The sequence below is a fragment of the Micromonospora sp. NPDC005173 genome, assembly GCF_040608515.1.
Taxonomy (GTDB): domain Bacteria; phylum Actinomycetota; class Actinomycetes; order Mycobacteriales; family Micromonosporaceae; genus Micromonospora.
In genome coordinates this window covers 55,537-66,328 of record NZ_JBEXIK010000036.1, presented here as the reverse complement: position 1 = coordinate 66,328, position 10,792 = coordinate 55,537, and the positions used below count along the sequence as shown (strand labels likewise).

Here is a 10,792-nt window from a genome sequence, read left to right as displayed (position 1 = left end):
CCCGACACCGCCTGGATCAACAACCCGGCCCGGCAAGAACAACCCACCCGCTAACGACAACCTGTCTCAGGTTGACTTGACAACTACCGGCCTGCGATCGACAACCAGTGACAAGGAGCGATCATCGCCTGATCGTGTCTGTGCAGCTCAGCGCCTACTTCTGACAGTCAATGACAAGGTTGGCATCGCTACGGTTGGTAACAAGGGGTTTTGACAACCAATGACAAGCCTTGAAGGAGGAGGCTTGACATGAGGTTCTTCTGGGTTCAAGTCTCCTCGTTCTCCACGAGGACTGCTTGGGCAGCTGCCTCCCAGTCACGGTAGCTGATTTGTGCAGGGCTGACGAAGCTCGCCCGAGACGCGCTGAAGAACCAGCACCTGCGGGTGAGGGTGTGGGAGGCAGGCGATGTGGTCGACGCCGTTCTGCGTACGTATGACCGGCTGCCGGAAGAGATTCGCGCCCAGGTGCCGCTGCGCAGGGTATGGATGCTCTCCGACGCTGGCCTCTGAGCTGGACCGCCTGCTCGCCGGCGGGGCAGCCGTCGCCCGATCTCGTTTGCCGGGGATGGGCGGCCAGAACCGCTTGGGTGCCGCCTGGTGTATGGGTCTGCTGCACCGACAGGTGACATCTGAGATGGCTTGCCGAGTGGGCAGGCTGGAAGGATGTTGCTGTGCCCAAGCCCTACCCCCGTGAGTTCCGCGATGATGTCGTGCGAGTGGCTCGTGACCGTGACCCGGGCGTGACGGTCGAGCAGATCGCGAAGGACTTCGGGGTCCACCCGATGACATTGTTCAAGTGGCTGCGCCAGGCCGACATCGACGCCGGGATCAAGCCTGGCGTCAGTGGCAGCGACTCGGCCGAGCTGCGTGAGGCCCGTAAGCGGATCAAGCTGCTTGAGCAGGAGAACGAAGTCCTGCGCCGGGCCGCGGCGTACTTGTCGCAGGCGAATCTGCCGGGAAAAGGCTCTACCCGCTCGTGAGCGAGCTGGCCGCCGACGGGGTCCCCGTGGCGGTGACGTGCCGGGTATTGAATATCGCTCGTCAGCCTTACTACCGGTGGCTTGCCCGCCTTGTCACCGACGCCGAACTGGCTGAGGCGTATCGGGCGGACGCGTTGTTCGACGCCCATCGCGATGACCCGGAGTTCGGATATCGGTTCCTGGCCGATGAGGCCCGCGCTGCCGGCCAGCCGATGGTCGAGCGCACCGCCTGGAAAATCTGCTCCGGCATGGGCTGGTGGAGCGCGTTCAGCAAGAAGAAGCATCGGGGCAAGGGCGGCAAGGTCGGTCCGCCGGTGCACGACGATCTGGTGCGCCGCGACTTCACCGCGGACGGCCCGAATCGGTTGTGGCTGGCCGACATCACTGAACACCGCACCGGTGAGGGCAAGCTGTATCTGTGCGCGATCAAGGACGTGTGGTCCAACCGGATCGTCGGCTACTCCATCGACTCACGCATGGAATCGCGGCTGGCCGTCAACGCCCTGCACAACGCCGTAGCCCGCCGTGGTGACGTGGCCGGCTGCGTGCTGCACACCGACCGCGGGTCGCAATTTCGAAGCCGGAAATTCGTCCGTGCCCTCAACCAGCACCACGTGATCGGGTCGATGGGCAGAGTCGGCGCCGCCGGCGACAACGCCGCCATGGATTCGTTCTTCGGCCTGCTGCAGAACAACGTGCTTGACCGCCGGACCTGGACGACCCGGCAGCAGTTGAGGACAGCGATCGTGACCTGGGTCGAACGGACCTACCACCGCCGCCGACGCCAACGATCCCTGTCCCGGTTGACCCCTATCGAGTACGAGACCATCATGACCCGACCGGCCAGTCAGGCCGCGTGACTGAAACTGTCACCTGTCGGTGCAGCAGACCCTATCGCCTATCTTTCGGGGCAACGTGCGGCTCGTTAGCAGTGCTCCTTCTTCGCTTGTTCGGCGACGGCCCTCGCCTGCTTCAGCAACTCCGCTACCTTGCTCTGGTAGCCGCGTCCCTTCTTGCGCCAGGCTTCCGCTTTCAGCGATACCCGATTGATGAGGGCCTTGACTTGGTCTGCGTCTGTCGCCTGGGGCGGTGTGTAGTCCGGTAGCGCGGTGGCAGCCTGCTGAGACTCAGTCAATGCGCGGTCGAGGTCAGCGGCGGCGTCCTTGAGGGAATCGATCTCGCTCGTCAGGCTCAACATGTCGCTGTCGATGGTGTATGCGTCGCTCTCCACCGTGTAGGCGTCGCTGTCTGCGGTGTATGCATCGCTGCAGGCAACCGACTGGTCAGCCTCCCTGTCCGCCTTCGCAGCGTTGGCTTTTGCGTCTGCGAGGTGGTCGCGAGCGGCGGACAAGTGACTGTCAAAGTCCGAGAACGAGGGCGGCGTGGCGAGCCCGGCCTGAACAGCCTGCATCTTCTTCATGACGGCCTCGGCCGCGGAGGCGATCCGCTGCCTACTCTCTTGCGCTGAGGCCGCCGCTGCGGCACTCGCCGCAGCCGCCTCATTCTCTGAGGCGTTGGCCCGACCGGACGCCTGCACGACATTCACGGCATCGTTGTACGTCTTGAGCGACCCCGGCTTCAGCACCATGACAGTTGCGATTGCGCCGTCGTCCTGAGGTACCTGAAGGCTCATGCTGGAGCGCGACAGGGTGCCGGAAATGTTGTGGACGAGCCCGAACCCCTGGGGGAAGCTGAGAGTCAGGGCATTGCCGTCCAACGTGCCTGTGAAGGCGGCGTGCGACGGCGTCGTCGTGGTCGCGCTCTCGTGGGCCAAGCGGATCTCGTCCAGGGTTCCGGACAGCGTGTTCGCCTCCCGGGTGATCTGGACCATGACGGTGCTTGTTGCGTCGGCTCCCACCCAGATGTGGGGGAACTCCTCGGCCTGGCTGCTGAGTCTCGAGCACGACGTCACAGCGAGGCCCGCCATGAGTAACAAGCCCGCAATCAGTCGCCGGGCACGCCAGGGGCACCTTTGCACCGCTGCAAACTAGCGATCGCGGCACCCACTCGGTACCGCCATCCGGACGGTGTCCCCTGTAGCTACGTCTATGGCATCCCGCCTTGACGCGGGGACGAGGCCATGGGCAGCCAGAGCACAGGCCGAAGGGGGAGGCTGCCGGGCCCATCAGGGCGGCGAGTGGCGGTACATCGTGGGCGGACAGGTCTGCCCGCACACCTGCAACGTCGGCCTCACTCCCGGCAGCGGAGCCGCGTCTCCACTAGGTCGAAACCGCTACTAGCGAATTCTGTGGCGTCCTCAACTGCCTCACGTTTCGTCGTCCATCCTGCTTGGATCCCCTCTCGCAGCCGGGAGGCGTACTCGATCACCTCCGCCGGCCGCAACAGATCCTCGACCAGGTCGCAATCCAGCGCCGTGGGCCAGTTGCGTTGCTTCACCCGTGCCGACCCGACGAGGATGCCCACGTAGGCCAGCCGCAGGTCATCACCACCGATGGAGTCTGTGCCGCCGCCGAATCCCGGCAGGTACCCCGGCGAGTAGTAGGCCGGTAGGGCCGTGTCGAGCACGTCGACTCCGTCGCCACCACCGGGCAATCGCGCCGCCGTCGAAACGCCGTCAGGTACGCGCCGGCCGGGCGACGCAGCCTGCCGTGGGCAGAAGCGGCGGCCGGCCTCGTCACGCGCGAAGGTCAACAACCGCTGTTTCCGCCGGTCGACCGGCGGCTCCCATTTGACACCCAGCCTGCGGGCGAGCTCCTGCCCCCTCGCGTTGGCTTCCGCAACCTGTGCGGCCAACTGCTGCGGGGTACGTGACGGCAGCACGATCGAGCACCAAGCGGGTGGCACCGCTTGCAACTGCCAGCCCAGCTGGTCCGCGAGCTGTGGGTCCTCGGCGCGGACCCGGAGCAAGAAGGCGGCCATATCGCGGCGTACCCGGCGCTGCCGCGGCCTGTCGTAGGCGTCCTCACCTCGGTCAGGAAGATAGGCGTCAGATAGACCTGCTTCCTTGGCGCTTAACTTGTCGTGGAGTTTTCCTCCGGCCCAGAGCCGGTCCCAGGCAGTGGTGGGCGTGATAGTCGAAGGCTGAGGGGCCGGAGTGATGGCCGAAGGTTGAGGCGAGGCTGATGTTGGACTGGCCACAGCCGAGGACATGACGGGTGCGGCAGGGTGCTCCGCAGCCGAAGAGCTGCACCCGGTCAGGACTACCGCACAAACAAGCACGGTCAACCGTTGCGGCTGTCTTGTCTCGACCCGGAACACCACGACAGGCTACCGGCAGGCTCCAAAAGGGGGCAGGACGACAGCCGCGCGGGCCGTCGATCAAGGTGTGCCCGCAGCAGCGGAACATCTGGCCGCCGCCCACAGACATCGCCACGCCGCCCGTCAACGGCCCGCACGCGCGCCACGTCGCTGACCCGGGGCCGCTGACGCCCCGGTCTGGCAACCTATCGGCCCTTCCAACGCGAAAAGATCGACTTTCACGTCTCGCGGCCACTCCGGCCACATTTCCGTTTAGTTCTGACCACCCATACGGCCGCTAGTTCTTGCTCCAGCGTCGTTCTAGATTGCTGTCCTCATGCCTGCCTCAAGAGGTGAGAAGGCATCGACATCCAGAGGAATTTTAGTGGCGCAGCCTTCCATCCCGCCCGTACCGCCGTCGCCCAACCAGCCGCCGTCCGGCGACCAACCCGCCGAGGCGCCGGCTGCGGCTGCGCCCGCCGCCGCACGACCAATCCGTGAATGGACCGTGCTGGGAGCCGGTATTGCCGCCGTCATCGGCTCGTTCATGCCGTGGGGCAAAGTGAGCGCACCGATTCTGGGCACGGTCACCGTGTCCGGTGTCGACGGATCGGACGGTTGGATAACGGCGGGTCTCGGCCTGGTGCTGGTCGTCTACGCCGGCATGACCTTGCGCCGCCAGCGCACCCATTTGGCCGTGCCCGTCCTCGCCGTCCTTGCTGCCCTAGGGCTGCTTGGTGTAGGCGCATGGAAGATCGTTGACCTGCAGGCGACTGAGGCGGAAATGCGAGCGAAAATGTCCGGGGAGGACGATGTCCTGGGCATCGGAAAGGCGATGAGCGCAGCTGTGCAGGTGAGCGTCGGGTCCGGGCTCTGGTTGCTGACCTTCGCTGGCTTGGCGGGCTCCGTCGCCATGGTTCTCATCATCGTCAGCCGATATCGCGGCCGCGACAGCAGCTGATTTCGACGGCGCCGAAAGCGAGTTCGGCAGCAGTGCCTCGTCAGCTCGCCTGACCGAAACGGCCCGGGCCGGAGCATTTGCTTCGACCCGGGCTGTTTGCTTTGGGAGTTGTCGCGGCTGCCTGGGCTCCGCTGCCAGATTCCACTCCGGCCACGACACCGGCCGGTGGTAGGCGAGGACGTCCGGCCAGCGCTCCAGCGAACCGAACACGTCCTGGTACGCCCTCAGAAGGCTCTCCAGTGCGCTGTACGGGCGTAACGCAACCCACGGGAGTTTCGGCAGCTCATCGGCATGATCGATGCCCGGGAGGCACCGGCCGTATAGCTGCGGGTGTCGATGCTATTCGTGCGGTGGGTTGGGTGATCGCACTGTCTGTCTGTTGTGGTCGGTTGTGGGCCGGGCAGGCTCTCGCGCTTGTGTTGATCGATGAGATTGTCGGGTGGCGGGCGGGTCTGGATGATCTGCTGGCGCGGTTCGCGCACCGTTTCGGGCGTGCGGAGCCGCGCCGGCAGGCGTTGACCTATCTGGTCGGGTTGTTGTCGCCCCTGGCGAGCAAGAACGGTTGGACCTTGGCCGAGGCTGCCGGCGATGCGACGCCGGACCGGATGCAGCGGCTGCTCAACCGGTCAGCGTAGGACCCGGACGCGGTCCGCGATGACCTGTTCGCCTACGTGTCCGAGCACCTCGGTGACGACGACGGGGTGCTGATCGTCGATGAGACCGGCTTCCTGAAGAAGGGAATCAAGTCCGCCGGGGTGCAGCGTCAGTACTCGGGCACCGCCGGGCGGACGGAGAACTGCCAGCTCGGGGTGTTCCTGGCCTATGCCAGCCCGCAAGGGCGCACCCTGATCGACCGAGAGTTGTATCTGCCCCGCGGCTGGTGCGACGACCCGCCCGCCGCGAGGAAGCCGGCATCGAGGCGAACATCGGGTTCGCCACGAAACCCGCCCTGGGCCCGCGGATGCTCGAACGCGCCATCACCGCGGGCCTGCCGGCGAGGTGGGTCACCGCGGACGAGGCATACAGACAGGATTCCAAGTTCCGGACCTGGCTGCAGCAGCACCGGATGGGTTACGTCCTGGCCGTGCCCCGCAACCAGCGGATCCCGACCACGGTGGGCAGCTCCCGCCTGGACGTCCTTGCCGCCAACGCCCCGGCCCTAGCGTGGAAGCGCCGTAGCTGTGGCGACGGCGCCAAAGGACCGCGGCTCTACGACTGGGCCGTAGCCTCCCTACCCGGCACCACCGACGGGCACGGCCACTGGCTGCTGATCCGACGCAGCATCACCAACCCCACCGACCTGGCTTACTACCTGTGCTTTGGCCCTGCCGACACCGCCGAGGAGACCCTCATCCGGATCGCCGGGACCCGGTGGGCGATCGAGGAGTGCTTCCAAACCGCGAAGACCGAGGTCGGCCTGGATCATTACCAGGTGCGTCGCTACGACGCCTGGTACCGCCACATAACACTCGTTCTGTGCGCCCACGCCTACCTCGCCGTCACCGCCGCACAGGCTAAAAAGGGGGCGCCGGATCCGAGCAAGACGGTCTCATTCCTCTCACCCTCGGCGAGGTCCGACGTCTGCTGGCACACCTGATCACCACCGTTCGACCCTTCGACCACATCCATCGATGGTCACGATGGCGACGCCGACACCAATACCGCGCAAAACAGCCCACTACCAGCGAAGACTTCAACTTCAACTTCAACAGGTGCGGCTGGAGTACTGATTCGTGCGGGAGGAGCGGAGCAGAGGGAGTGGAGCCTGGGCACCGCGCCGAAGCCCAAAGCCTCCGAGCTGCTGGGGGAGACTCAGTGGGGGACTTCGCTTCGATCGTGCTCACGACTCGGTCGAACTGGGCTCGGACGGCGTCGGTGTCGGGCTGGTCGAAGATTCCCAAGGCGAACACTTCGTTCCGCGAGACGCATCCCGAACTGTCTGCGTTGTTCGTGGCCAACAACACAAGCCCAAGACGCGGTCCCGACAAGTTCACCGCTGGGACGAACGACATTTGCGTCTGGCGCTGCCCCGCTTGCCAGAAGACTTTCGAACGGGCCGTCTGCACCCATGCGACGAGGGGACTGTGCGGACCATGCGGTTATGCCGCCGTGGGCGTTACTCGACGTCAAGCGCCGAGGGAAAAGGCTCTGGCCGTTGTGTTGCCGGAGGTTGCCGCGTCGTTCGTTCAGAACCTGTCGTGGCCGGACCATACCCCGGCGACGCTGTTTCCACGCTCAACGGCGTTGTGCTCGTGGCGATGCCGATGCGGAGCTACGTACGAAGCCACCGTCCGGCAACGCACGAAGTCTCCAGACTTCGGCTGCGGGCGTTGCCGCCGACGAGGCCGCAGCCTCCTGGAACTGGAAGTCGCCCACTTGCTCGTGGCGGCCACCGGAGACCAGGTAGAGGTCGACTTCCCAATCGACGGCGGCCGCGCACAGGCAGAGCGCATCGACCTGTTCCTCCCGGCAACCGGCCTATACATCGACCTCGACCCCGCTCAATGGCACAGCCGCCCCGAACAGCACGCGCAGGACCTGCGTAAATCCCAGACCATGGCCAAGCTCGGCGTACGGTACGTGCGGGTCCGGCAGTCGGGAACACCGCCGATTCCCGGTGAGAGCCTCGTCGCAGGATCCAAGGACTCCACCGAGTGGTTCCGTGTGCTGGCCCAATGGCTCAGCGACCAGTCGATGCCCTGCCTGCCGCTGTCGGACGCTCAGGTCTCAAAAAGCCTGCAAGCCGCCCGTGACGAGTGGAAGAGCGTGCGGGACACGCCGCCCGAGGACAGCCTGGCGAACATGTTTCCCGACCTCGCCAAAGAGCTCGTGGAGAATCTGTCGCGGCCGGAGATGAGCTCGGAGTGGCTGCCCGCCGGCTCCGGCGACCGTTGCCTCTGGCGGTGCGTCACTTGTCAGCACGAGTGGCGCACTCTCGTGGTGAGTCGGACTCGAAGCAAGTCCGGTTGCCTGAGGTGCGCTCCCCGCAACCGGGCCTACAAGACCAGGCGGAACGGAACAGCACCCCGGGTCCGCGACGTTGCCCCGCACTTGCTCGCCGAAGTCGTCCAGATTTTGGACCTGGACGAAGCGCGCGACATGGAGGTCGGCGATCTTGCAAGGGGTTCAAGCATCCGAGTGCTCTGGAAGTGCCAAAGCTGTCCCCATCAGTGGGCGGCGACAGTCGCTGACCGCACCTCGGGCCGAGGTTGCCGTCCCTGCGGGGTCCGCAGGCGAAGCAACGCCGAGCCGGGACGGTCACTGTCGGATCTCTTACCAGACGTTGCACGCGGATTTATAGAGAACCTCGATCACCCCGACCGCGGACCCGAGCAATTGCCTCTTGGCTCGCAAGATCGCTGCAGGTGGCGTTGCCCGGAGTGTCAGGCCGAAACCTGGGAAGCGACGGTCCGGGATCGAACCCAGCGGCAAGGTTGTGGAGGTTGCTGGATCCGCAGGGTTGGCCGCCCGCGCGCCACCTAATGAACCTCACCCGCCCCACCGATGCTCGGGTATCGGAGACAACACCGTGTACCGCGCAAACTCCGGCCTGTGCCAGGTGGGGGGCGTCAGCCGATGCTTGCCGTCTTCGATCGCAGGAAATACTACTGGCGGGTGTGGCGGTAGGAGGGAAGAAGCCAGCCAGGTGCGTAGCGGGTGCGGCCGGCGATCACCCAGACGAACTCGACCGTCAGGGCTGCCGCGACCACCGCGAACGCGGCGCCGCGCCAGGACAGCCAGTCGTGGGGGGTGACTAAGAGCTCCTAACTCTTTGAGTGTTGGAGTCGGCGCCAGCAGATGATGGCGCAGGCGAGGGTGAGGAAGGCTTGGTGGATGTCGTCGCGGATCTCCCACCGCATCCGCAGGCGGCGGAACCAGTGCAGCAGGGCGATGGTTTGCTCGACGACCCAGCGTCGGGTGCCGAGTCCGGAGCCGTGGTCGACGCCGCGTCGGGCGATGACGGGTGTGATGCCTCGGGTCCGTAGCGCGCGGCGGTAGATGTCGTAGTCGTAGCCGCGGTCTGCGTAGATCCGGTCGGGCCGTTGCCGGGGTCTGCCGCGGATGCCCTTGATCGGCGGGACTTTGTCGATCAGGGGCAGGAGTTGGGTGACGTCATGGCGGTTGCCGCCGGTCAGGCTGACGGCGAGGGGGATGCCGCCCGCGTCGGTGATGACGTGGTGTTTCGAGCCTGGCTTGCGGCGGTCGACCGGGCTCGGGCCGGTTTTGGGCCGCCCTTGAGCGCCCGAACATGGGAGCCGTCGATCACCGCCCGGGACATGTCCAGTTGCCCGGCGGCCCGGAGTTTGCCCAGCAGCACTTCGTGCAGTTGCTGCCACACGCCGGCGTCGTTCCAGTCCCGCAACCTGCGCCAGCAGGTCATCCCCGATCCGAAGCCGAGTTCCTGGGGCAGGTGCTCCCACGGGATCGCCGTGTAGAGCACGAACAAGATCCCGCACAACACCTTGCGGTCATCCAGCGGCTTACGGCCGGGATAGCGACGCCGACGTGGTGCTCGAGGTGGCAGCAACGGCGCGATCTCGGCCCACAACTCGTCCGAGACGATCCACGGCGGCTGCTCACCCCTCCTCACGCCCGAGCACGCTAATCGACCGTCCATCAAGGACGAATGCCCCTAGATCATTCTGTTAGGAGTTCTAAGAGCCACCGACACGGCTGCTCAGCGACCGCTCATGCCGCCGTCCGAGTGTGACAGCCGTCGGGCGGCGCGTTCGAGCCGGTCAGCTTACGCGCGGCCGTCGAGATAGCCGACGTCCGTGGAGCCCGACGCGACGCGGACGCGATACCCCCAGTGCCGTAGGACCTGGGCGATCTTTGCGGCGCCGGCCGGGTTGGCGGAGTGGACGTTGATGACGCCGACGTCAAAGGGGCGCTTGTCGAAGGCAGCCCGTTCCAGGACCTCCACGACCGGCCAGATCGTGTCGTCCCCGCCTAGGTCGTGGTCCAGCCACAGCTCGTCTAGGCGCCGGTCCCGGTACCGATCGAGGAGTTCAACTCCGGCGGCACTGGTGTGGGCCCCCTCGGCGCTACGGCCATCCACGAACGAACGGAGGTCATCGACCAGGACGATCGTTCGGCGGGCATCCACGCGATGATGATGCCTGGCACCGTCAGGATCCGACATCCGGATTTTGCCGCCGACCGTGCGCGTCGACGCCGGAGTGCCCATCACCCTTCGTGACCATCAGCGGCGGTACGTCCAGGCGCAGGTGCGTCCGGTCGTGCCGATGTCCGTGCGCCTGCTCGGGCTCCGCCTATGATCGTGTGCATGTTCGTCGAGGTCATTGGTAATCTTCGGTTGCCCGACGACGTCGATCGCGATGACGTCGAAGACCTACTCGCGACTGCTCTTGAGTCGGACGGCGAAGTGACCGGCGCGGGTAGCGGGTCGGGGCGGTGGCATCTCGACGTCGAGGTCTCGGCCAATGCGGATCAGTATCCACACGTGCTTCGAAGGCTGGCCACCGCGCTGGTCGGCCAGGATCTTGGATGGGTGGTGCTCCGACCAGAGCACGAGGAGACGGGGAAGCCAGCCCGCGAGCTTGCCTGAGGCCGCTCACGACACGTCCGCTTCTGCCGCTGAGGCGGTGCTGCGGCTCACGTCGATCGTCACGGTCCGTACGCCGCTCAGCAG

8 protein-coding genes and 1 pseudogene are annotated in these 10,792 nt (G+C 65.9%); 5 read left to right on the top strand and 4 right to left on the bottom strand.

Annotation, left to right across the window (positions count from 1 at the left end; translation table 11 throughout):
* Positions 1-671 precede the first annotated feature (671 nt).
* Positions 672-1,840, top strand: a protein-coding gene (locus ABZV00_RS28670; protein ID WP_355611653.1) for an IS3 family transposase whose coding sequence is annotated in 2 segments (ribosomal slippage) — positions 672-956 and positions 959-1,840 — 1,167 coding nt in all. Because the reading frame shifts where the segments join, the coding sequence is not laid out codon by codon here.
* Positions 1,841-1,905: 65 nt separating this feature from the next.
* On the opposite strand, the gene ABZV00_RS28665 is transcribed toward ABZV00_RS28670, so the two are convergent.
* Both ABZV00_RS28665 and ABZV00_RS28660 read right to left on the bottom strand, forming a co-directional pair.
* A complete protein-coding gene (locus ABZV00_RS28665) occupies positions 1,906-2,811 on the bottom strand; it encodes a hypothetical protein (protein ID WP_355611650.1) in 906 nt (301 codons plus the stop codon).
* Between the two features lie 359 nt (positions 2,812-3,170).
* Positions 3,171-3,848 (bottom strand): hypothetical protein, encoded by a 678-nt coding sequence (locus ABZV00_RS28660; RefSeq protein ID WP_355611647.1) that lies wholly within the window; start codon positions 3,846-3,848, stop codon positions 3,171-3,173.
* Between the two features lie 715 nt (positions 3,849-4,563).
* Here ABZV00_RS28660 and ABZV00_RS28655 point away from each other — a divergent pair.
* The 3 genes and pseudogenes from ABZV00_RS28655 to ABZV00_RS28645 all read left to right on the top strand — a co-directional run bounded on the left by ABZV00_RS28655 (position 4,564) and on the right by ABZV00_RS28645 (position 8,622).
* The gene (locus ABZV00_RS28655) at positions 4,564-5,139 is read left to right on the top strand and encodes a hypothetical protein (RefSeq protein ID WP_355611644.1); all 576 of its coding nucleotides are present in this window, start codon (positions 4,564-4,566) and stop codon (positions 5,137-5,139) included.
* Positions 5,140-5,555: 416 nt separating this feature from the next.
* Positions 5,556-6,736, top strand: a pseudogene (locus ABZV00_RS28650) (IS701 family transposase).
* 218 nt (positions 6,737-6,954) lie between these two features.
* On the top strand, positions 6,955-8,622 hold the full coding sequence (locus tag ABZV00_RS28645) for a zinc-ribbon domain-containing protein (RefSeq protein ID WP_355611641.1): 1,668 nt from the start codon (positions 6,955-6,957) through the stop codon (positions 8,620-8,622).
* A gap of 281 nt (positions 8,623-8,903) precedes the next feature.
* On the opposite strand, the gene ABZV00_RS28640 is transcribed toward ABZV00_RS28645, so the two are convergent.
* Positions 8,904-9,757, bottom strand: a protein-coding gene (locus tag ABZV00_RS28640; protein ID WP_355611638.1) for an IS5 family transposase whose coding sequence is annotated in 2 segments (ribosomal slippage) — positions 8,904-9,367 and positions 9,367-9,757 — 855 coding nt in all. Because the reading frame shifts where the segments join, the coding sequence is not laid out codon by codon here.
* 126 nt (positions 9,758-9,883) lie between these two features.
* Complete coding sequence (locus ABZV00_RS28635; protein ID WP_355611665.1) at positions 9,884-10,246, bottom strand: cyclic-phosphate processing receiver domain-containing protein; 363 nt, start codon at positions 10,244-10,246, stop codon at positions 9,884-9,886.
* A 180-nt stretch (positions 10,247-10,426) separates the two neighbouring features.
* Here ABZV00_RS28635 and ABZV00_RS28630 point away from each other — a divergent pair, with 180 nt between their 5' ends.
* Positions 10,427-10,708, top strand: a complete 282-nt coding sequence (locus tag ABZV00_RS28630) for a hypothetical protein (protein WP_355611635.1) — start codon at positions 10,427-10,429, stop codon at positions 10,706-10,708.
* Positions 10,709-10,792: the final 84 nt, after the last annotated feature.